Origin of the sequence: Cesiribacter sp. SM1, from assembly GCF_020178975.1 — a bacterium.
Taxonomy (GTDB): Bacteria; Bacteroidota; Bacteroidia; order Cytophagales; family Cyclobacteriaceae; genus Cesiribacter.
This window is the reverse complement of sequence record NZ_JAHXBU010000047.1, coordinates 41,498-64,249: the sequence shown is the minus strand read 5'-3', so window position 1 is coordinate 64,249 and position 22,752 is coordinate 41,498. Positions and strand designations below refer to the sequence as shown.

The window sequence follows — 22,752 nt, the reverse complement described above, 5'->3', positions numbered from 1 at the left end:
TTGTGTTCACCGTTGTACAAGCTTTACCCCCTATTCAGGAATTTTTTAATCTTTTCAGCATGAAGCATCACAATAAAGATTCAAAGGACAAAAAAGAAAAGGATGGCGGAATGGCCATGCGTGGTGTGAGCCGTCCTATGGCCGAAAAACAGATCAGGCAGCACCATAAAGAGATGCAGTCACATGATGATGGCGAGCAGGAGAAAGACCAGCACCAAAAACATCGAGAGGGAAAAAAGGGCGGCATGAAGATGGACGAAGAGATGCGGCAGAACATGCTGCACATGCACCACATGCAAACGCTCTGGATCTACTGGGCCATCATCATGCTGGGGGTGTGGATGGTGCTTTCTCCTTTAACCTTCAGCTATGCAAAGGGAACTGTTGATCCCAGCGGTGGTCGTGATTTGTGGCTGTCCCTGGAACAGCGCATCCTTTTCATGAAATGGAGCGATATTATCAGCGGCCTTGGGTTGATCTTCTTTGGCTGGCGCTCGCTTAGCCCTAACAGACCTGTTAGTCTCTGGATATGCTGCTTTATTGGCATCTGGCTAAGTATTGCCCCGGTGCTATTCTGGTCTCCAACAGCTGCTGGTTACCTCAACAACACCCTTATTGGCATGCTGGTCATATCGCTGACCATCCTGATTCCCGGCATGCCCAACATGATCATGTACATGAAAATGGGATCTGCAGTACCTCCTGGCTGGAGCTATAACCCCTCCAGCTGGCCACAGCGCTGGATCATGATTGTGCTAGCCTTTGCCGGGTGGGGTGTATCGCGCTACCTGGGTGCTTTTCAGCTAGGATACATTGACCATGCCTGGGATCCCTTCTTTGGCGAAAGCACACGCCAGGTGCTCAACTCAAAGATGTCACACTCCCTTTTTATTTCGGATGGAGCCATGGGTGCCCTGGCTTATACCTTTGAGTTTCTGATGGGCTTTATGGGCAGCCCCAGCCGCTGGCGCACCATGCCCTGGATGGTAGCTGTTTTTGGTATTCTGGTTATTCCTTTAGGCCTGGTGCACATATTCCTGGTGATCTCCCAGCCAGTAGTAGTAGGCGAATGGTGTACCTTCTGCCTTTTGGCGGCAGCCATTATGCTTCCTATGATTCCCCTGGAAGCCGATGAAGTAATAGCGATGGGTCAGCACATGGTGCAGGCCAAAAAGCGAGGCGACAACCTCTGGAAAGTGTTCTGGAAAGGGGGCGAACCTTTTGAGATGAATAAAGACGAACGATCTCCCAAGCTCATGCAGTTTCCTCAAATGCCGGGCAAGGTATACAAAGCTTCTATCTGGGGGATGAGCTTTCCCTGGACGCTCGTGGCTTCCTCCCTGCTAGGGCTTTGGCTGATGTTTGCCCCGGCTACTTTCGGTGTAAGCATAGAAGCCATGTCAGCCCATATCAACCACGTAGCAGGAGCTTTGATCATTGTTCTTTCTGTGATCTGCATGGGGGAAGTGCTCCGCATGGGGCGCTGGGGAAATGTGCTGCTGGGCATGGTAGTTGCAATCGGCCCCTGGTTTACAGCAGACAGCACCCTGGCCCTGAACATTAGTGGTGCAGTGGCTGGTTTGATCGTTGCTGCCCTGGCCATCCCAAAAGGAGCTAAAACAGAAACTTACGGCTTATGGGATAAGTATGTCAAATAGAAATAAGGCTTTTCCAGATAGTAGTCCCGACCAAAATGCAGCCGATCAGGAGCTGTTCCAAAGGGTAAGACAGCTCCTGCACAACAACATGATCAGGGGGCACCGCAAGGAAAACGGAAGCGCATTTCATTATACGAAACCATCTCCTGGCCGCTATCCTTTTCAGTTCTTCTGGGACACCTGCTTTCATGTGTTCATCTTCAGTGCCCTGGGTGAGCATGAAATGGCAAAGGAGCATCTGTACAGCCTGTTTGCCCTACAGGAGGAAGATGGGTTTGTCGGGCATATGATTTACTGGGATCGGTTGGTACCAGGCAGAAGTACCGATGTTTTTCAGCTAAAGCCAGGACTAGGAAAGCGCTTCTTCAAGGAGCATATGTCAGCGCTAATACAGCCCCCGCTGGTAGCACAGGCAGTCGCTAAAGTATTCCACAACAGTGGAGATAGACAGTTTTTACAAGAAATGCTGCCCAAGCTCAAGAAGCTGTTTGACTGGATTGCACTGCATCGGGACTTTGAGGGTGATGGGCTTATCACCATTATCTCACCCTTTGAATCCGGGATCGACTTCAAGCCTACTTTTGATGTAGCACTGGGGATGCCTCAAAGAAAGGCTGATTGGAGGCTGTTTGTAAAATATGTAGGCGTGGACTTGAGAAACTTTGTTTACAACTACAACCTGCAGAAGATCTACAGAAAAGGGTATTTCCTGGTAAAGGAGGTAGGGTTTAATACCATCTATGCACAAAATCTATTTGCCCTGGCTGATTTGTGCAGCGAAGCAGACGACCCAGATGCCGAGCGCTACAGATCACTGGGTAAAAAGGTTGTGAAGAGTATCATTGCTGTGATGTATGATGAAGCATCTGCAGCCTTCCTGGATGTGTATGGAAAGGATAACAGGAAAATACATGTAGTTACGCCTACCGTGTTCTTTCCTGCTGTTCTGGAGAATATGCCCGAAACAATAACTCAAAAAGTTATTGACAGGCACCTGTTCAACAGCCAGGAGTTTGACGTTCCTTATCCTCTTCCATCGGTGGCTAAAAACCATCCTTCTTTTAACCCGGGTGAATCTATGTACATCTGGCGTGGCCCCACCTGGATTTTCAATAACTGGTTCCTGCATCAGTTCTTAATAGAAAAAGGGCATAGCGGGGAAGCTACTAAGCTGGTAGAAAGTATTAGAAAGCTAATTGAATCAAGCGGTTTTAGAGAATACTACAATCCATTTACAGGCGAAGGCTATGGTGCAAAAGATTTTACCTGGGCAGGACTAGTGGTAGACATGATCCAAATGGAAAAAAGGTCATCGTCAGACATTCCCTCCCCTGGCTTCTAACCCAGGTACTTTACAGATGACGACAAAAACCAGTCTTAAAGTTGTTATTCACATCCCGGTCAAGAGGATAAACGGTGGGAGCTGCAGCTACAGATTGGAGGCAAGCACGAGCCATGGCTACTGTATTTTACTAATGTTTCAAAATAGTTTCCGGCCTTCCTTCAGGCTGAACTCACCATTATAAAACAAAAAACCGCATTTACAAGCAGTAAATGCGGTTCCCATTCAGTCGGGATGACAGGATTTGAACCTGCGACCTCCCGCCCCCCAGACGGACGCGCTACCGGGCTGCGCTACATCCCGAACGGGCTGCAATATTACGAAATTTTTTATTTCTTTTACATTACTGTTTGCCTCTTTTTTGGCTACAGCTACCAATATTGTCTGCGCATTACGTTATTGCTACATGAAGCTCAAGTTCTCTGCTTATCATATCTTACTGTTTCTGCTACTTTCTATTACGCTTAGCGGCTGTTTTTTGCAGTCGAGACCGCGCAGAGCCCTGCGGCAGCTCCAGAAAGAAAAGTTTGCCAGATCTGAAGAACTCCTGCGCAAAGACCTGGAAAAGGACAGTATTAACCCTGCCGCTTACTGGCTGCTTAGCAGGCTGTACCTCGACACAGCCTACCGGCAAAACATCGATACAGCACACCTCTTTATATTAAAAGCGGAGCAACAGGAGCCGCAGGAAGAACCAAAAGACAAAAAGCGCTGGCACAGGCTTGGCCTCGACAGCACCGCTCTTGCCCTTCAGCATGCCCGGGTTGACAGTGCAGCCTTTGCCCGCGCCGCTGCACAACATACCGTGATAGCCTACCAGTACTTTCTTGACAACTACCCACTGGCGCGGCAGGTGGCAGAAGCCACGGAAAGGCGCAATGCCATTGCCTTTGCCACCGCAGAAGAGGTAAATACCTGGCAGGCCTATCAGCAGTTTTTCCAGACCTACCCACAGGCCCGGCAGGAAGCCGAAGCGCGCGAACGTTACGAGGAGCTTTTATTTAAAGAACGTACCCGCACCGGCACCCTGCAGGCCTACCGCCGCTTTCTGTCCGATTTTCCCCAGACCCCATACCGTGATCGCCTGCTGCGAAACATATACCGGCTTAGCACTGCTGACCACAAGCCTCAAAGCTACTACCAGTACATAAGTACTTACCCCGAAAGCCCCTACAACCAGCAGGCACTCACACAACTATACTACCTGCATGAACAACCGCAAACACTGTGGCAGAAATACCCCGGCCTGCCGCAGCCAGATTCCTTGCGCAACCTCATAAGCCTGGCAAACCAGCAGGTGATCACTGTTTTACAAGATGGCAGGTGGGGCTTTATCTCTGAAGATGGCAGTAGTGTTCTATCCCCTGCTTTTGATGATGTACACCCCGATTATGTGTGCGAAAGCCTTGAACAGGATGTAGCAGAAGTGTTTGCCGACGGACAATCACAACTTGTTGCCCTGAATGGCCAGACCTTACTTCAGGGTGATTACGAATTTGTGGAACACATTATGCCTGCGCTCATCCGGGTGCAGGAAGCAGGCCGGCAGGGCCTCCTGCTCAAAAATGGCACCTGGCTGCTGCAACCCGACTACAACGGAATCAGGAGCCTGGGCCGCGACCTGGTGCTGGTGCAAAGGGAAAACCAGAGAGGCCTGCTCACCCCTAACGGCCTGTGGCTGCTGAATCCACAGCCAGATTCCCTGGCGCGACTGTCAAATTATATCCTGCGTATTCGCTCAAACCGCATATCAGTACACAGCCGCGAAAGCCTCGTAAGGGCAGCACAGGAAAACGAGCAAATAAAACCAGCTTTTGCCTACCAGTCTGTAAGGCTTATAAATGATAGCCTGCTGATGGCAGTAAGGCCTGACAGCAGCTGGCTGGTACTGGATACCAACCTGAACAGTATTGCAGAAGGCAGCAAAGGCACGACGGTACAGGCTATACCAGGGGCACTGCTGATGCAGCAGAACAATGCATACCAGGTTTTGAATGGGGAGGGAAAACCAGCACTACCCGGCAACTATCAACAGGCGCAGTACAGGTACGATCACCTGGCTGTGAAGCAGGATGGCCGCTGGTCGCTCTGGCAGCTTCCTGCGCTCAAGCCCCTTAGCCCGGCTTACGATAGCCTGCTTCTCCTGCACGCACAGCTGCTATGGTACCGCAACGAGGGCCGCGATTCGCTGCTTTTCCTCAACAAACAGCAGCGCGTGCCCCTGCAAACCAATGAAAGCATCAGGATTTTACGCTCCTTGTATGTACCCGACTCTCTAAAACCTAAGCGCGACAGCTTCGACAAGGTAGTAGTGAGCGCCAGCAGAAACATGCGGGTGTATAACCTGCAGGGCAGGCAGTTGCTTCAGGGCAGATATGAAGATGTACAGTCGCCCGACCCCGCCCTGCTTATTTTAAAAACAAACAGAGGTGCAGCCACGCTCGTAGACACCAGCGGCCAGACACTGCTTAAACCGGCTTATGATGCTATCGGAAATTACCAGGGCGGGCACCTGGCAATGCTAAAGGGCAGTCGCTTTGGCACCTTTAATCCGTACCAGAACTTCCTGCTGAACCCGCAGTTCGATGCTGCACCACGGCCCTACAACAGGCAGCTGGTGGCAGCCTCAAAGAGCAAAAAGTGGGGTTTGGTTGATAGCGGCGGAAAAACCATACTGCCTCACCTTTATGAAAGTATTCGCTACTGGACCGATTCTACTGCATTTGCCCAGAAAGACGACCTCTGGCAAATAATCTTTGTTCATAGCAGCCAGCCCCTGCTACAGGATATACTGGAGATAGAGTGGCTGCGCGAGCCTGGCCATACAAAAGGAGGGTTAGTGATATTAGAAACAAACGCCGGTTACGGCATTGCCAGCACCGGCAGAGGCATACTGGCAGCACCTGTTTATGATGATATCCGCAACCTGGGCAGCCGCGAAGCACCCCTGTTTTACCTGGAGCGCAAAAACAGGGAACAGGAAACCTATGCCGTTATCTATATGAACGACAAGGGTGAAGTCATTTTCCAGAATACCTACAACAGGGCAGAATGGGAACTGCTGCTTTGTGATTAGTTCTAAGTTGTGATTTTGAAGAGGGGGTGAGAGAGTGAGCGATGTATTTACCGAATCAAGACTTGCCATATCACAATACAGGATTTTTTCAGCAGGGGTCTACTACTCACAAAATCAATCCTTCACTCCCTCAAAACTTATATCCCTGCAGGCAGGCTGATCTTAATTTGATCGGCATAGAATTTAAGGCGGGTATGACGCGGGTTGAATAGTTCAATTTTTTCTATACAATCCTGCTTGTGGTTGTAAAAAACCTCAACATAATAATTCTGCATGAGGTAGAGGTTAATTTTATAGCCATAGTAGCGTATGGCTACTACAAAAGTACCCTTCTCATACAACACTTTTACCTTATCCCTTATGGGCAGATCCATAAATACTTCCGGCCTCATGCAATCTCTCTTTTTCTTTTCCTATGCCTGGGTTAGTAACTAAAATCCGATGTTCAACTAAGCAGTAATTTACGTAAAAAGTTTGTTTTGAAAGCCCCTTTAAACAAAAAACCCCTGCCGTTACCGGCAGGGGAAAAATATGGGTAAAAGACCGGGCTCGAACCGGCGACCTCCTGAACCACAATCAGGCGCTCTAACCAACTGAGCTACAATTACCATCAGATTGGAATGCAAAGGTAATACAGAGAGTGATATCCCGCAATATTCTACCAGCACTATTTTTATTTTCTCTCAAAAAGATTTTTGGGCTGAAGAGCAAAGGATATCCAGGGCCACATGCTGCAACTATGCTACAGCCTGTTTCAGCGGTTTATGCTGGCCCTGTCGAAAAGTAAGCGTTGGGCTGCTTTCCTTTCATGAAGCTGGCCTTCCTCCCACACCAGTTCTCCATTCACCCATGTGTGGGTAACTTTATGCTGAAATTCCTGCCCCTCCAATGGAGACCAGCCGCACTTGTATAATATATTTTCTCTGCTAACTGTCCAGGACTGCTGCGGATCTACCAGCACCAGGTCTGCCCAATAGCCTTCTTCAATAAACCCCCGCTCTTTTATGCGGAACAGGATGGCCGGGTTATGGCACATTTTTTCTACCACCTGTGGCAGGCTTAGCACGCCCTGCTTTGCCAGCTCCAGGGCTGCCACCAGGCTATGCTGTACCAGCGGGCCACCACTGGGGGCTTTAAAATAAGTGCCTGCCTTTTCCTCAAGAGTGTGGGGGGCGTGGTCGGTTGCCAGCACATCCAGCACCCCTTCTGCCAGGGCTTTTCTTAGTGCAGCCCTGTCTGCAGCCGATTTTACAGCAGGGTTCCATTTAATAAAATTGCCTTTAATTTCATAATCCTGCTCTGTGAACCAGAGGTGGTGTATGCAGGCCTCCGCTGTAACTTTCTTTTCTGCCAGTGGTATGTCTCTATCGAACAGCTCCAGCTCCCTGGCAGTACTGATGTGGAGCACATGCAGCTGCGCACCCCATTTGCGCGCAAGCGCAACAGCCATGCTGCTGCTTTTGTAGCAGGCCTCGGCACTGCGAATCTGGGGGTGAAAGCGCACAGGCACCTCCTCGCCCCACTGCTGCCGGTACACTTCTATGTTTCGGCGAATGGTGGCCTCATCTTCGCAGTGCGTGGCAATGAGCATTTCTACCCGGCTAAAAAGCCCCTCCAGTGTTTGCTCGTTATCTACCAGCATGTTGCCGGTAGAGGAACCCATAAACACCTTGATGCCACATACACGCTCCGGATCGGTGCGCAGCACTTCCTCCAGGTTATCGTTTGAGGCTCCCATGAAAAAAGAGTAGTTGGCAAAGGAGCTTTGTGCTGCTATCTGGTACTTCTCTTCCAGCAGCGCCTGGGTAAGGGTTTGTGGCTGCGTATTGGGCATCTCCATAAAAGAAGTAACGCCCCCTGCCACAGCAGCACGGCTTTCGGTGGCAATGGTGGCTTTGTGCGTGAGCCCTGGCTCCCTGAAATGCACCTGATCATCAATTACCCCCGGCAACAGGTATTTACCGCCTGCATCCAGCACCCTGTCGGCTACAATATGCTGCAGGTCTTTGCCTATGCGTATAATGCGCCCGTCTGAAATAAGCACATCTGCTTCCTGTACCTTGCCCTGGTTAACCAGTTGCGCATTTAGGATAAGTGTTGACGCCATGAGTTTTTTTTACCAAAGGTATAAACCCACGCCCGTTTACACAAAAGCTAAGCTTGTTCTGATGTCTGGAGGCAGGCTAAAATAAAAAACCAGCCTCTACAGAAACTGGTTTTAAATTGAGGAATATGTATGAAAAAGAAGATTAGTGATCGGCCAGTGCAAGGCTCTTTAAAGAGTTTGCAAGCTGTATTTTAGCTTTGCTAAGTGCATCGTCATTGAGTTGAAAATGCAGCTTCTGATCATCCGCTATAAAAAAGCTGATGGCAGCACCTTTACGAATCAGGTTATCGCGTTCTGTAACCACCAGGGTAGGTTTATCTCCCAGTGCTTTCAACAAGTCAAGCAGTTTACTACTCTCATTATCAGCCACAAAAATAATGTGGTAATAGCCCACTGAAGCCGCATTTGTTATTTTTTCTACCTGGCACTTTTTGCCATTGATGGTTTTAACCTTCAGAACCTCATCAAGTTCTTTGAATACCTCGGTTTTACCCATGATACCAAAGCGTATCACCTCATTATCGGGTGCAGAGGCCGGCCATTCGGCATAGCGGGCAAAGTTGAACAGAAATACACTTTGTGCTTTATAATTAACAGCCTGCGCCAGGAGCGAACTAAGCGGCAGCAGGCATAGAGCAATTGCTATAATGAGTTGTTTTTTCATGATTGCCTGCATTATTTCGTGAATTTTAAGTCGTAAGATACCTTCACTGTATATTCTCTGCCAGGGCCGGGCACAGGATCACTGCTGCCGTTATAGGCCTGAACAAAGGAATTCTCTTCATTCAGCAGGTTGTGGGTACCCACGCCCAGTGTAAGCCCCGGCAGCAGATCTTTATACTGCAGGTGCAGGTCTGCCAGCAGAAATGGCGCAAAACGCATCAGCAACGGCGTGCCTTCTTCATCGTAGCCTTTGTAACCATAGCGTTCGCCAATAAGAACCAGAGAAGGATTGATGCTGAAGCGGTTCGACACCCTGTACCCCCCATGCAGGGTTAATTTATGAGCGGCGATACCAATATTCAGATGATCTTTACCTGAGACCTTATACTGCTCTACTGCATTCTTATCAGAAGCACGGCTATAGGAATAAGTGAGGTTTGAAGACCATTTTGGCCGGCGCACCTGGTATACAACTTCAACACCCTTACTGCTCACCTGCTCAAAATTTCCAAAGCCTTCATTTTCAACGTCAACATAGCTGAAAACAATAATGTCCTTTGTTTTAATCTTGAAGAGATTTACAGCCAGGAGCATATCTTTTGTAAACTGGTAGCCTGTTTCCAGCTCATAAGTACTGCTGCGCTCCGGTTTTATATCATCACTCATGTTGATGTTCTCAATGCCTGGTGCCCTGTAAGCACCACTGGCCAAACCTTTAAAGTGCAGGCGGTTCACGTGCTTTGTAATGGCAAAGCGTGGAGCCCAGGCGTAACCAAAAGCACTGTGATGCTCTAATCGTATACCGCCAGTTATATTGGCCAGCCTGTGCTTTAGCAGCGCCTCGCCAAATGCAGAAAAATTTTGATACTCAACCTGCTGCACATCTCCAAAATTACCCTGATCCAACACATCCTTTGCCCGCTCCTGGTACCATTCCACTCCAGAAGTTAAATACAAGCGGTGGTTAACTTTATAGCCCCCGGTCAGGTTAGCGGTAGCACGCTCGGTCCTTATTTTATATTCATAGAGATACTTGTGTTCATCAGAGGGGAATAAAGAGTTTTTGTAGTACCATGGCATCTGGTTGGTATAGCTTAGCTGTGGCGTAAGGGTAAACCTTTTTCCTACTTTAAATTCGTACTCAAGCAAACCAGTCATGATTTTAGTCTGAAGGTCGTAATGATAGTTGCTCCAGGAGTAGTCATCGAAAACAAAGCGCGACTTAAGCCCCTTCCAGGAAACGCCCGCACTCACAAAGCCCGGGTTTGTTTGCCCCCGGCCGTCGGCCAGGTTTACTTCTCCAACAAAGGCATCAAAGCCTGGCTGGTACATGCTATTGCTCCTGTTTGCCCTGCCTGTGTGTGCCGAAACATCAACAACAACATTCCCTATACGTTTACCAATGCTAAGGCCAATGTTGCGGCGGGCCAGGTCTTTGCCATACATGCCATAGCTGCCTGTAGCAGAAACGCCATTCAGGCCGGATGCACCTTTTGTTGTAATGTTGATTACCCCATATTCTGCCGTACCGCCATACATGGCCGATCCCGGACCACGAATAATTTCAACCCTTTCGATCTGGTCTACCGGCAGGTGGTTGCCAAAGAACAGGTTCTGGTACAGGAGATCATTGTACTTCACACCATCTACCATCAGCAGCATTTTTCCTTCCATAGCCCAGTTACCTCGTATGGTAGGACCAACGGCAAAATCTACGTCTGCGGCAAAATCAAAGCCGGGCACAACGCGCATCACATCAATAAAATCGCGCGCACCCATATCCTGTATATCCTGGGCAGTAATGACAGATACAATTCCGGGAGTCTCACGGCTGCTCAAGCCAATGTGGCTGCCTACACCCAATTTACCATTTAGTTGTGCCTGTAATGCACTAGCCTCTTCATAGGCCGATAATCCCTGCAACTCCAGCAGCAGACTATCTGCCGGCTGCTGTGCAGTTGCAGCAACAGGCAGGCATAGCCCTCCCAGCACCAGGAAGGCAAAATGAATACACTTCATAAATCAGTAGTGGTTGTTTAGTGAGGTCAAATAATTTTACAATATTACAGCAATGCCCGCTCCTCACTATTTCTATTAAAGCATTCCATAATGTGCTGTAATGAAAAGATCTATTATCAATCGGTACCCGAAAAATTCCACAATAACGCCCTGATTATCTTGTAGTTATCAGCATAATAACACAATGTTCAAACATTCATGAAAATCAATGAACAAACATTTATATAATATTCTGCAGAGATCTGTTTTTCACCATGATAACATTACACTTATGAACAATATGCAAAACAAAAGCCCCGACTTGAAGGCCGGGGCTTTTTATTGGATCAGTAGTCAATACTACTTCTTGTTATCATCTACTTCTTCATACTCTACATCAGACACATCGCCTGCGGCTCCGCCACCGGCATTAGCACCCGGGCCTGCACCTGGTCCACCTTGTGGTCCGGCACCATCAGCACCTGGCTGTCCGCCGCCGGCTGCATACATCTCCTGTGCAGCTGCCTGCCAGGTAGTGTTGAGCTCGTTCATAGCATTGTCAATTGCGGCTACATCCTGCTGCTGGTGAGCAGTTTTCAGTTGCTCAAGCGCACTGCTGATTTTGCTGCGGTTGCCTTCGCTAAGCTTATCGCCATACTCTTTTAGCTGCTTTTCAGTCTGGAAGATCAGCGAGTCGGCCTGGTTCAGTTTTTCAACTTTTTCCTTAGCCTGTTTGTCTGACTCGGCATTGGCTTCGGCCTCGCGGCGCATTTTTTCGATTTCCTGCTCGCTCAGACCGCTGCTTGCTTCGATGCGGATCTTTTGCTCTTTACCAGTGCCTTTGTCTTTGGCAGATACGTGTAGGATACCGTTGGCATCAATATCGAAAGTTACTTCGATCTGAGGGATACCACGAGGTGCTGGTGGAATACCATCAAGGTGGAAACGGCCAATGGTACGGTTATCTTTCGCCATAGGACGCTCGCCCTGCAGTACGTGAATTTCCACGCTTGGCTGGTTGTCGCTGGCTGTAGAGAACACTTCTGATTTCTTGGTAGGAATCGTTGTGTTAGACTCAATCAGTTTGGTCATTACGCCACCCATGGTTTCGATACCCAGTGACAGCGGCGTAACATCCAGCAGCAACACATCTTTAACCTCGCCGGTAAGTACACCACCCTGAATGGCAGCACCAATAGCTACTACCTCATCTGGGTTTACACCTTTGCTTGGCTTCTTACCAAAGAATTTCTCTACTTCTTCCTGAATTTTAGGAATACGGGTAGAACCACCTACCAGAATTACTTCGTCGATATCTGATGGCGACATATTGGCATCTTTCAGCGCCTGGCGTACAGGGCCCATGGTACGCTGTACCAGGCCGTCTACCAGCTGCTCGAACTTAGCGCGGCTAAGGCTACGCACAAGGTGCTTTGGAATGCCATCTACCGGCATAATGTACGGCAGGTTAATTTCGGTCTGCTGCGAAGAAGAAAGCTCAATTTTGGCCTTTTCGGCTGCTTCCTTCAGGCGCTGCAGGGCCATAGGATCTTTACGCAGGTCAATGCCCTCGTCGTTCTTAAACTCATCTGCCAGCCAGTCAATGATTTTGGCATCGAAGTCGTCACCACCCAGGTGCACATCACCGTTGGTAGATTTTACTTCGAACACACCCTCACCCAGTTCCAGCACAGAAATATCGAAGGTACCGCCACCAAGGTCGAATACCGCAATTTTCATGTCCTGGCTTTTCTTGTCCAGACCATAGGCCAGGGCAGCTGCTGTTGGCTCGTTGATGATACGTTTTACTTCAAGACCAGCAATTTGGCCTGCTTCTTTTGTTGCCTGACGTTCGGCATCATTAAAGTATGCAGGTACGGTAATTACAGCTTCCTTGATTTCTGTTCCCAGGTAATCTTCGGCAGTAGACTTCATCTTCTGCAGAATCATGGCCGAAAGCTCCTGTGGCGTATATTGGCGGTCGCCTATTTTAACACGAAGTGTATCGTTAGCACCCTGCTCAACTTCATAAGAAACACGCTTGGCTTCTGCAGAAACTTCAGAGTATTTTTTACCCATAAAGCGCTTCACCGAGCTAATGGTGCGCTTAGGGTTGGTGATGGCCTGGCGCTTGGCAGGATCGCCAACTTTACGCTCGCCGTTCTCCAAAAAGGCTACAATGGACGGCGTAGTGCGGCGGCCTTCACTATTAGGGATTACTACCGGCTCGTTACCTTCCATTACGGCAACGCAAGAGTTGGTAGTACCCAAGTCAATTCCTATTATTTTTCCCATAGTATATATAGATGTTTTAAAAATTCAACTTACGTTTTTTACCTCACGCAAAGAATTTAACAATGGTTGTGCCAAGGCGGCTTTTACCCTCAAAAGCTGCCAACATGACAGTTACTTTACACGATGTTGACAGTCAGGTAATGTATGGCATACAGGCTATCCAAAAATCAGCCAAATACTGGGGCAAAATGTACTGCTTTACAGCAGGCTATGCCAGTAGTCTGCCACTGATGCAGGAACAGGCATTTAGCTATAGGGTAAAAAATATCAAAAATCAGTCGCCAGGTGCATCTTTGTCGTTCACGCCTTTTTCTATGAGCTTATCTGCCTTTTCCCGGGTATCTTCATCAGGCAACGGCTGTTCCTGTTCTGCCTTTTCTTCCGGTTCGTAGCTAAGCCTGATCATAATAGGAAAATGATCGGAGCCGATATCGGGCAGGCGCTCCATGCTGGACAGCTTAAAATGATGGGAGTGAAATACATGATCGAGCGGCCAGCGGAAGAGCGGGTATTGGGCATGAAAGGTATTATAAAAGCCCCTGCCAATACGCGGATCGAGCAGGCCGCTGATTTCCTGAAATAAGTCAGTGGTGGGAGACCAGGCAACATCATTAAAATCACCTGCCACCACTACACCTCCCGTTTCAGATTTTTCCTTAGCCATTTTTCCAATCATCACAATTTCTGCATCGCGCTCGCGGCTATCGCCACTCTCGCCAGGCACAGGCGGGCGTGGATGCACAGCATAAAGCTGAATCCACTCACCTGAAGGCAGCTGCACCCTGGTTTGTATTGAAGGAATATCCGGCTCCAGCAGGTACAGCACCTCTGTTTCCTTTAGCGGCAGCCTGGAGTATAGGTGCATGCCATACGTATTATCCAGGGGAATTCGTACTGCATGGGGATAAGCTGTACTGCTGCGGTCGAGTGCTTTTTGCCATGCAGAATCTGACTCCAGCGTAAGTACAATATCGGGTGCTTTCTCCTCGATGAGTTTTAATAAGGCCAGGTGATTCTTATTATACTGCAACACATTTACTACCAGCAGGCTAAGAAAGCTGGTATCCTGGGGGTCTCCCTCTGTTTCAAGCACCTGCTTTGGTGCAAAAGGGGTGTAGGGAAAGGCTTTTACTGCCTGGTAAACGACAACGCCAGCCAGCAACAGCATTAGCAATTTGCCACGTTTACGCCGGTGGTAATAAAAAATAAAAAACATGAGCATTGCCAGCAGCGCCAGAAAAAAAGCCTGCAGCCTTGGGTAATCCCACATGCGTACCCACCAGCGCGATGATGGTATCAGGGGCAGGAAGGTACCAACCAGCACCAGTACAATGAGGCCCCAAAAGATAAATTGCCAAAGAATACGGAGAAAGCGCATGTAGCGCAAGATATTGTAAATTTAGCAGATCTGCAGTCTCTCTGGCGATTAGTTGCAAATACCTTCCTCTGCTACCGGCCACAATAAAGCGTGAACAACTTAGCTGGCGGCTATGGCCTGCTTTTGATTTCACTCCAGAGGAATGTAGCTGTTTTGCTCCGCCGGGCATCAGCGAATCTGCAGGCTGTCAGAATTTTTTCTTACTTTTACAGGTTCTATATCTGGAGTAACACCAGCCCCTGCTTAGCGGAAAAAAGCCGCAGTAGAAAAACTTTAGCTCCTGTATGTAAACCTGCCTGATTCCAGGCATGACAAAACAGGAGAACCGTTAAAGGGGCTGCTACAAAACTAATTTATAAGCATACATCATCATGGCGGTTGCTGAAGACCTTATCAAGTCAAATACAATTACACAAGAAATAAAGAAACGACGTACGTTCGGGATTATCAGTCACCCGGATGCCGGCAAAACCACGCTTACTGAAAAGCTGCTCCTGTTTGGTGGTGCAATTCAAAAAGCGGGTGCCGTAAAGTCAAACAAAATAAAACAGCATGCCCGCTCCGACTGGATGGAGATAGAAAAGCAACGGGGTATATCCGTTGCTACCTCGGTAATGGGCTTTGATTACAAAGGCTGTAAAATTAACCTGCTGGATACCCCCGGCCACGAAGATTTTGCAGAAGACACCTACCGCACCCTCACCGCTGTAGATAGTGTGGTAATGGTAATTGACTGTGTGAAAGGTGTTGAGCGGCAAACTGAAAAGCTGATGGAAGTGTGCCGCATGCGCAATACGCCTGTAATGGTTTTCATTAATAAAATGGACCGCGAGGGCCGTGATCCTTACGAGCTGCTGGATGAGATAGAAGAAAAGCTTGACATACGCGTAAAACCACTTAGCTGGCCCATTGGCATGGGCAAAAGCTTTAAGGGGGTGTACAACCTTTACCTGAACCGGCTGATGCTGTTCCAGCCCAGCCGGCCCGAACTGCAGAGTGACGTTATCGAGATCAGCAACCTGGCAGATCCCCGCATTGACCAGGAAGTAGGTGAAAACCCGGCAAAACTGCTGCGCGAGGAGGTATCGCTGGTAGAAGAGGTATACCCTGAGTTTGATGTGCAGGAGTACCTGGATGGTAAGGTAGCGCCTGTATTCTTTGGTAGTGCCGTTAACAACTTTGGTGTGCGCGAGCTGCTGGATTGCTTTATAGAGCTGGCCCCACCCCCAAGAGCACGTGCCACCGAAGAGCGGGTAATTACACCAGATGAGAAAGACTTTACCGGCTTTATCTTTAAGATACACGCCAACATGGACCCTAAGCACCGCAACCGCATTGCCTTTTTGCGCGTGTGCAGCGGTAAGTTTGAGCGCAACGTTCCCTACCACCACGTGCGGCTCGATAAGCCTTTCCGCTTTGCCAACACCACTGCCTTTATGGCGCAGGAAAAGGAAATTATTGACGAGGCTTTCCCAGGCGATATCGTAGGCCTTTACGATACCGGCAACCTTAAGATTGGCGATACCCTTTCTGCCGGAGACAAATCGCTCTACAAAGGTATTCCCAGCTTCTCTCCTGAAATATTCAGGGAGGCAATAAACAAGGATGCCATGAAAACCAAACAGCTGGAGAAGGGGCTTAGTCAGCTGATGGACGAAGGAGTGGCACAGCTGTTTACCTATGAGATGGGTGCCCGCAAGGTAGTAGGTACCGTAGGTGCCCTGCAGTTTGAAGTAATTCAGTACCGTCTGAAAAATGAGTATGGAGCCTCCTGCGATTTTGTAGGCACCAACCTCTACAAAGCCTGCTGGATTACGGCCACCAACAAAAAGAAGCTGGATGAATTCATAGAATCAAAATACCGCTATATAGCACGCGATAAAGATGGCAAGCTGGTGTTTATGGCAGAAACCCGTGCCTGGCTGCAAATGGTACAGGAGAACTTCCCCGACATTACCTTCCATTTTACTTCTGAATTTTAAAGCGAGTGCCGGTTTGAGTCCTGACAGAGTATTTACTCTGATTTCTGTAAATCCTTAAAGCAAAAGCGGCTGTTCCTGGTGGAGCAGCCGCTTTTGTTTTAAGGATTTATTTATTCAGTGATTATTAATTCCGCTATTGGATAGGCCCCTCGTTAATAAAGCTTCCCGACTGGTCAAAATCAAGCCGGTAACGGCTGCCGTTCTTGTCCTGTATATCTACCTGGTAGCGCAGCTTTCCCTCGGCCTCTTCATAACGGTAACCCTGCAGATACTTATAGCCCGGGTGAACCTGATCAAGATAGTGCTTCATGGCAGGTTCCCAATCTTTTTTCATAATTTTTGTTGTGGAGCCCAGCCAGCGCCCCTCTTCAGAAAAGCGGCTAACGGTATGCCTGCCTTTGTCGTTAAAAGTGGCCGTATAACCTTCTGAGGTCTGCTCCCAGCTGGCTTTATCCGCATACTTAGGATACTTGGCATTAAACTTTACGTTTACGCGGCTGGGAGGCGTGCTTTGCTGTGCATGCAGTTCGGTGCTGTTGAAAACAAACAGCGCAAGGAGTAGCAGAACGGTAGAAAAAATTTTCATGCTTTTTTTGATTTAAAACTTGAGTCCTGCCTGCTTGTTCCCCGACAGGAGAGGATTTTGGAATGAACGGCTGGTTATTAATATAAACCTTTAACAGCCATTTTAATACTAAATTAATGATTTACATCAATATATGTATATAGTTAAGAAAAGGTTGTCGTACTTCTGCTGAAGCGAACTGTCAATTATTTTGTAAATTCCGGCACTCTACCTATTTTAGGGCCTGTTTATTTATTCGCAGAACGTGTTAACAATGCAAAATATCTCTCGATACCTGGGTCTGGTTGTTATTGTAATAGCAGCCATTATTTTAATCGTAGCCATGGCTATGGGCGAACCCAGCAACACCATTCTTGGAACGGCTGCTATTCTGGCAGTTGTTGGTTTGCTGGTTCAGATTTTTATAGGCCGGGCGGTAGATTAATACAGCTTAACCAAAGAACTGCAGCGCCAGGGCACTAATTTTAGCAAGCTAAGATTAGTGCCCTGGCGATGTTTCGTTTCTCAATTCTTAACCGGCTGCGGGTAGTTCTCTTCTTAGTAACTGCCGGTGAAGACGCAGTACCTGGGGCAGCACCAGGCTATGTTCATCGTTTACAATCTTAAACTGGGAACGCTGAATACGTTCTTCTTCTGGCAACTGGCGCTGCATAATGTCTTCTACCTGTTCACGGCTGCGGTGCTCATCGCGCATAAGTGTTCGGCGCAGACGCAATGGTTGTGGTGCCGTTACGGTAATTACTGCATCAAGACTTTTATAGGAGCCTGCTTCAAATAGCAGCGCTGCTTCTTTGAGAACATAGGGTGCCTCCTGCTGCTGATACCAGCTTTCAAAATCCAGGCCAACCCTCGGATGTACAAGCTTATTGAGTTGTGCCAGCTGATCGGGCTTACTAAATACCTGTGCTGCCAGCCACACACGGTTCAGGCCTCCTTCGGGAAAATAAGCCTCTCCACCAAAAGCAGCCCTTATTTGCTCCATTAATTCGCTGTCTTCTACCAGCAGCCGTTTGGCACGGCTGTCGGCATCATAAACAGGTATACCCAGGGCAGCAAATATTTTGCAGACAGTACTTTTACCTGCTCCTATGCCCCCGGTTATGCCAATTTTAAGCGGCTTATTATCAGCGGTTTTGTCGTGCTTCTGGCTGGTCATAGCGTACCTTTACAGATTCTGGCTCTATGCGTAGTATATCTACCTGTGGAGGATAATTTCCTAATTTCAGTACTATTGTAGAGTCAGAGCGGTTGAGTTCTGCATAATCGGCTACTACGCTAAAGCTTCCCGGAGGCAGCCGTTCTGCATCTGCCCTGCTTACCAGATAGCTTACCCTTGCTACAGTATCTCTAAGCGAAACCGGCCTGTTTACCGGAAAATTCAGGGGGCGTATGTTTACCATTCTGCTTTGCCTGCTGAATTCCCTTACACCAAAGCTCACCGCTACTACATCGGGCTCAACTTCTACAATACGCGACTCCAGGTTTGTTAATGCAATTGACTCAGAATAATCGCCGTTTATCTGGTTAGCCGGCACAAACAGCACAACACTATCGGCCAGGCCACTGATGAAAGAGGTAGGCCCGGTAAAGCTTATGGAATCCGGCGCCACGTTTATGGGGGTAACAATGCGATAGCCATCTGCCAGCGAGATAGAGGTACTGTCGATGTGCACCCCTACTTTTTTAGATATTCTGCGTTCAATATCAATAAAAAGCGTATCGGTAACCACGTAGTTTAAACGCACCTCATTGAGCTGATCTGCAATAATGGCACTTAACGAAGCTTTGGTAATGTATTTTTGCGAGGCAGGGTTCTCCAGCAGTATCTGAATAGGGTTTACATTTACCAGCACGGTTTTACGCAACAGGCTCCAGCCGCCGCCGGATACCACAATGCTCACCTTTTTTGGCAGCTCATTTACCACCACCACATCCTGCTCGTCGTACAGAAACTCAATGGGGTAGTTGAGGCGTGTGGCGTACTGTTTATTGAGGGCATTAAAAAACCAGAAAGTGGTAGCCCCCAATACACATAGGGCTACCACTCTCCATTTGCCTCTTTCAGTAGAAAAAAGCCTTTTTAAGCCTCTTAACAATACCTCACTCCGTTTCAAGCTTCTGCTTTGGTTTCTTTGGTTTGCGGTATAAAACGTTTACTGGCCTCTACCGATATGGCTGATTTTTCAAAAGTAAGTTTGGTACCTCTGTCAACATCAAGCACCACGGCATCATCTACAATTTCTACTACGCGGCCATGCATGCCTCCAATGGTAACCACACGATCGCCCCGCTTGAGCGAATCTACAAAAGACTTATGCTGCTTTTGTTTACGCTGCTGTGGCCTTACCATAAAGAAATAAAAGATAATGATAATCCCGCCTATCAGGATTAAGTTACCCCACCAGGCCTGGGGTTGTGCATCTGCCTGTAAAAGAATTGTAGGTAGCATAATTAGTTTCTTACCGGGCCTTCTGTACTAACTGCTGCACTTGCCTTAGGCTCTACTGTTCCTTTAATGGCAAGTCTTGTAATAGCAGGATCGGTATTTGCAGTAACGGTTACAGTTTTGTTTTGGATTCCTGGCTTGTTAGAGCTATCAAAGCGAACCTGGATTTCTCCTGTTGCTCCGGGAGCTATTGGCTGTTCTGGCTTTTTGGGTACCGTACAGCCACAAGAAGCACTAGCACTCTGAATTACCAGGGGCACATCGCCAGTATTCTTAAACTTAAAGGTGTGCGTAACAACCTCACCGTCTTTTACAGTACCAAAATCGTACTCTGTTTCCTGGTATTCAATTTTTGCAACGGGGCCTGTGGGTGCAGTATTTGCATTTTGCTCAGTAACTAACTGAGGAGCATCTTGCGAAACAGTGGTTGCTGCAGATCCTTTTTCAGCCTCCAGTGCTGCTAAACGGTTCTCCAGTTCCTTTACGCGCGAATCTGAATCGGCATTATTACATGCAGTGAACATACCAGCCACTGCTAATGCAAGCAAGAAATTCTTTTTCATGGATGAAATTAACTTGAATAGATTTTGCAAACTGCTCTACTAACGCAAGCTTTTTTGCTTTAGTTCTGGAGCTTCTGAATTACATAATCAGTAAATTGTTGTGTACTGGCACTACCTCCCAGGTCGCCGGTGCACTGCTCTTTTATCTTGAGGGTTTCGTCTATGGCGTGGCTGATGCGCTTGGCATGGTCTACCATATCCAGGTGATACAGCATCATAATAGCGGAACGCAGCAAAGCTGTTGGGTTGGCTTTGCCCTGGCCAGCAATATCTGGGGCTGTACCATGTACTGCCTCAAAGATAGCAACTTCGTCGCCAATGTTGGCACCGGCCACTACACCCAAACCGCCTACCAGGCCTGCACACAGATCCGAAAGGATATCGCCAAACAGGTTGGTGGTTACCACAACATCAAACTGCTGGGGCTTCAGCACCAGTTGCATGCACATATTATCAACAATTACATTCTCGTAGGTAATGCCGGGGTAGTCTTTAGCAACCGTTTCGCCTGCTTTCAGCATGAGCCTGCCGGCATTTTTCAGAATGTTGGCCTTGTGTACCAGCGTTACTTTTTTGCAGCCACGGCGCTGGGCGTAATCAAAGGCAGCTTTTACAATGCGGTAGCTGCCCTCCCAGGTAACACGGCTGATAGAGTCGGCAATTTGCAGTCGTTCGTCAAAAATCTCCAGACCGGCATAAAGGCCTTCGGTATTTTCACGGAAGATCACCATGTTCACGTCCTTGAACCTGGAGCTGATACCTTCTGTGGTAACACAGGGGCGTACGTTCTGGTAAAGATCGAACAGCTGCCTCAGCTGTACGTTTACACTTTTAAAGCCTTTGCCCACCGGTGTGGTGAGCGGACCCTTCAGGGCTACTTTATTTTTTTTGATAGATTCTACCAGCGTGGCCGGAATTAGCTCTCCTACAGATTCCAGGGTAGTCTGTCCGGCATTTTCTTCTTCCCACTGCACAGGCACGCCTGCTGCTTCAAAAATACGTTTTACAGAAGTAGTAATTTCCGGGCCTATGCCATCGCCCTCAATCAGCGTAACTGTTGTAGCCATAATTATTTATAGTCTTTCTTAATTTGGCCGATCAACGTCTCTACATCTTTCAGCAACTCTTCGGCTTTTACTTTTGCATCGGTTATTACGCGTTCGCTTTCGGAGCGTGCGCTGCTGTCGGGCAGGTCTTCTGCCTGCAGCTCTCTAAGGATATCTTCCAACGCTGATTTGAAACGGTACAGGTTATATGAAACACGGCCGCGGGTATTAGATCCTTTATCGGGAGCAAACAAAACGCCTACTGCCAACCCTACAGCCGCTCCCGTTATCAGCGAGAGAATTCCTATAGTACCTTTATTCATAAAAACTGCTCTTATTTATTATCAATCAATCCTCTGCCACTCTTCCGGATTATTCCTTTCTCTTGTAACTCTACTGAAAGAACATCTAGTATACCATTAACAAAGATTTTGCTTTTAGGTGTACTATACCGTTTTGAGAGCTCAATATACTCGTTTATCGTTACTTTTACAGGGATGCTTGCAAAATTAATCATTTCACAAAGTGCCATCATCAGGATAATTTTATCCAGCAGCGCAAGCCGCTCCACATCCCAGTTTTTGCTTTTTGAGGCGATCAGCTCCTCAAAATCAGGCTCTTTCTGAATTGTTAGTTTATAGAGATCTATAAAAAATTCACGATCATCTTCCCAGTTTACGGAAAGCACCGCCAGTTCTACATTGCTGTCGCTCTCGGGTGTTAATTCTTTTACCGTACGCTGCACCATGCTCTTAAGCACCTCGCGGTTTTCGCTCCAGTAAATATCCTGGCGCTCCATAAAAGACTCTACCAGCTCATGCTTGAAGAATATTTTCTTTACCACATGGAGCACAATCTTCTGATCGGCATCAAAGTCGGGCTGCCCCATTTTCAGGTATTCCTGGTAGGCCTCATCGCGCTGCAGCACATCGCGGTACAGCTCACGCACAAAGTCCTCATCTACCTTCCAGTTCAGGTTCTGGCGTATCGCCTCGGTCTGCAGGGTTTTGTTCTTCTCCAGTATTTGCAGCACCCTGTTGCTGAGCCAGTTTTGCTCATCGGGCCCTGTTCCGGTGGTACGGCCTCTTTCCAGCCTGCTTTCGCGCTCGCTTGCCGCATAGCGCCTCAGATCCAGCAGGAGTAGGAGAAAGAGCAGGTAGCGGCCAGCCAGCTTTTCAGCTTCGGCCACCATGGTTTTGCGCAGGTGGTCAAAATCCTGCTGCACCAGTTTATTATAGTATTTCAGGGCATCACTGGCCGCAGAGGTCTGTTCGGGGGTATAGCCTTCGGCAGACTGTAGCCTGCGCTCCTCGTGACTTTTGATGAAAAGATCGGCTGCAGCCTTACGGTTCTCTTCTAGTTTTACCGGATCCTGCACCTCCATAGAGTTAAGATCGGGAGCAAACTCCTCCCGGATCAGGTCCAAGGCCAGGTGGTAATCGGACTGGCGGCACTGCAAATATGCGAAGATATTTTGCATTGCCTTTATACGCAGGTACCTACGGTTCAGCATTTAGCAGAATCAGCTTTAAACAAAAAAACAAAGAAGCTTGCTGCAAAGATGCAGCATAGCTTCTTTAGTAAAAAGGTTGTGTACCTAATTTGTTTTAAG

The 22,752-nt window shown here is 48.1% G+C and carries 19 protein-coding genes and 2 tRNA genes; 5 read left to right on the top strand and 16 right to left on the bottom strand.

Annotated features, from left to right (window positions below):
* The first annotated feature begins 59 nt into the window (after positions 1 to 59).
* On the top strand, positions 60 to 1,658 hold the full coding sequence (locus KWJ01_RS11635) for a vitamin K epoxide reductase family protein (RefSeq protein ID WP_224996616.1): 1,599 nt from the start codon (positions 60 to 62) through the stop codon (positions 1,656 to 1,658).
* Positions 1,648 to 3,000, top strand: a complete 1,353-nt coding sequence (locus KWJ01_RS11630) for an amylo-alpha-1,6-glucosidase (protein WP_224996615.1) — start codon at positions 1,648 to 1,650, stop codon at positions 2,998 to 3,000. The genes KWJ01_RS11635 and KWJ01_RS11630 overlap by 11 nt, the downstream gene beginning before the upstream one ends.
* Positions 3,001 to 3,229: 229 nt before the next feature.
* Here KWJ01_RS11630 and KWJ01_RS11625 read toward each other — a convergent pair.
* Positions 3,230 to 3,303: transfer RNA gene (locus KWJ01_RS11625), tRNA-Pro, on the bottom strand.
* Positions 3,304 to 3,406: 103 nt separating this feature from the next.
* Here KWJ01_RS11625 and KWJ01_RS11620 point away from each other — a divergent pair.
* On the top strand, positions 3,407 to 6,076 hold the full coding sequence (locus KWJ01_RS11620) for a WG repeat-containing protein (protein ID WP_224996614.1): 2,670 nt from the start codon (positions 3,407 to 3,409) through the stop codon (positions 6,074 to 6,076).
* Between the two features lie 137 nt (positions 6,077 to 6,213).
* Here KWJ01_RS11620 and KWJ01_RS11615 read toward each other — a convergent pair whose 3' ends face one another.
* The 7 genes from KWJ01_RS11615 to KWJ01_RS11580 form a co-directional block, all read right to left on the bottom strand.
* Positions 6,214 to 6,468: a hypothetical protein gene (locus KWJ01_RS11615; RefSeq protein ID WP_224996613.1), complete on the bottom strand. Its 255-nt coding sequence runs from the start codon at positions 6,466 to 6,468 to the stop codon at positions 6,214 to 6,216.
* 141 nt (positions 6,469 to 6,609) lie between these two features.
* A tRNA-His gene (locus KWJ01_RS11610) sits at positions 6,610 to 6,685 on the bottom strand.
* 145 nt (positions 6,686 to 6,830) lie between these two features.
* Complete coding sequence (locus tag KWJ01_RS11605) at positions 6,831 to 8,183, bottom strand: dihydroorotase (protein WP_224996612.1); 1,353 nt, start codon at positions 8,181 to 8,183, stop codon at positions 6,831 to 6,833.
* Between the two features lie 142 nt (positions 8,184 to 8,325).
* On the bottom strand, positions 8,326 to 8,847 hold the full coding sequence (locus KWJ01_RS11600) for a YfiR family protein (protein WP_224996611.1): 522 nt from the start codon (positions 8,845 to 8,847) through the stop codon (positions 8,326 to 8,328).
* Positions 8,848 to 8,858: 11 nt separating this feature from the next.
* Positions 8,859 to 10,865 carry a TonB-dependent siderophore receptor gene (locus tag KWJ01_RS27985; protein WP_255651070.1) on the bottom strand — a complete coding sequence of 669 codons (2,007 nt, stop codon included), beginning with the start codon at positions 10,863 to 10,865 and terminating at the stop codon, positions 8,859 to 8,861.
* A 339-nt stretch (positions 10,866 to 11,204) separates the two neighbouring features.
* Entirely contained in the window at positions 11,205 to 13,139 is a 1,935-nt protein-coding gene (gene dnaK, locus KWJ01_RS11585; RefSeq protein ID WP_224996610.1) for a molecular chaperone DnaK, read from the bottom strand.
* Between the two features lie 274 nt (positions 13,140 to 13,413).
* Positions 13,414 to 14,517 carry an endonuclease/exonuclease/phosphatase family protein gene (locus KWJ01_RS11580; protein ID WP_224996609.1) on the bottom strand — a complete coding sequence of 368 codons (1,104 nt, stop codon included), beginning with the start codon at positions 14,515 to 14,517 and terminating at the stop codon, positions 13,414 to 13,416.
* 371 nt (positions 14,518 to 14,888) lie between these two features.
* On the opposite strand from KWJ01_RS11580, the gene KWJ01_RS11575 reads away from it, so the two are divergent.
* Entirely contained in the window at positions 14,889 to 16,499 is a 1,611-nt protein-coding gene (locus KWJ01_RS11575) for a peptide chain release factor 3 (protein WP_224996608.1), read from the top strand.
* Positions 16,500 to 16,632: 133 nt separating this feature from the next.
* On the opposite strand, the gene KWJ01_RS11570 is transcribed toward KWJ01_RS11575, so the two are convergent.
* The gene (locus KWJ01_RS11570) at positions 16,633 to 17,085 is read right to left on the bottom strand and encodes a hypothetical protein (RefSeq protein ID WP_224996607.1); all 453 of its coding nucleotides are present in this window, start codon (positions 17,083 to 17,085) and stop codon (positions 16,633 to 16,635) included.
* A gap of 253 nt (positions 17,086 to 17,338) precedes the next feature.
* Between KWJ01_RS11570 and KWJ01_RS11565 the strand changes: the two genes are divergently transcribed.
* Positions 17,339 to 17,509: a hypothetical protein gene (locus KWJ01_RS11565; protein WP_224996606.1), complete on the top strand. Its 171-nt coding sequence runs from the start codon at positions 17,339 to 17,341 to the stop codon at positions 17,507 to 17,509.
* Between the two features lie 87 nt (positions 17,510 to 17,596).
* Here the strand turns inward: KWJ01_RS11565 and coaE are convergent, their stop codons facing one another.
* The 7 genes from coaE to nusB are packed head-to-tail and all read right to left on the bottom strand — an operon-like array spanning position 17,597 to position 22,620.
* Complete coding sequence (gene coaE / locus KWJ01_RS11560; RefSeq protein ID WP_224996605.1) at positions 17,597 to 18,241, bottom strand: dephospho-CoA kinase; 645 nt, start codon at positions 18,239 to 18,241, stop codon at positions 17,597 to 17,599.
* The gene (locus KWJ01_RS11555; RefSeq protein ID WP_224996604.1) at positions 18,210 to 19,199 is read right to left on the bottom strand and encodes a hypothetical protein; all 990 of its coding nucleotides are present in this window, start codon (positions 19,197 to 19,199) and stop codon (positions 18,210 to 18,212) included. The genes coaE and KWJ01_RS11555 overlap by 32 nt, the downstream gene beginning before the upstream one ends.
* Positions 19,196 to 19,534 (bottom strand): preprotein translocase subunit YajC, encoded by a 339-nt coding sequence (yajC, locus tag KWJ01_RS11550; RefSeq protein WP_224996603.1) that lies wholly within the window; start codon positions 19,532 to 19,534, stop codon positions 19,196 to 19,198. Before yajC ends, KWJ01_RS11555 begins: the two co-directional genes overlap by 4 nt.
* 2 nt (positions 19,535 to 19,536) lie before the next feature.
* Positions 19,537 to 20,094, bottom strand: a complete 558-nt coding sequence (locus KWJ01_RS11545; protein ID WP_224996602.1) for a DUF1573 domain-containing protein — start codon at positions 20,092 to 20,094, stop codon at positions 19,537 to 19,539.
* Positions 20,095 to 20,153: 59 nt separating this feature from the next.
* On the bottom strand, positions 20,154 to 21,161 hold the full coding sequence (locus KWJ01_RS11540) for an isocitrate/isopropylmalate dehydrogenase family protein (RefSeq protein ID WP_224996601.1): 1,008 nt from the start codon (positions 21,159 to 21,161) through the stop codon (positions 20,154 to 20,156).
* A gap of 2 nt (positions 21,162 to 21,163) precedes the next feature.
* Positions 21,164 to 21,463 (bottom strand): YtxH domain-containing protein, encoded by a 300-nt coding sequence (locus KWJ01_RS11535; protein ID WP_224996600.1) that lies wholly within the window; start codon positions 21,461 to 21,463, stop codon positions 21,164 to 21,166.
* An 11-nt stretch (positions 21,464 to 21,474) separates the two neighbouring features.
* Complete coding sequence (nusB, locus tag KWJ01_RS11530; RefSeq protein WP_224996599.1) at positions 21,475 to 22,620, bottom strand: transcription antitermination factor NusB; 1,146 nt, start codon at positions 22,618 to 22,620, stop codon at positions 21,475 to 21,477.
* Between the last annotated feature and the right edge of the window lie 132 nt (positions 22,621 to 22,752).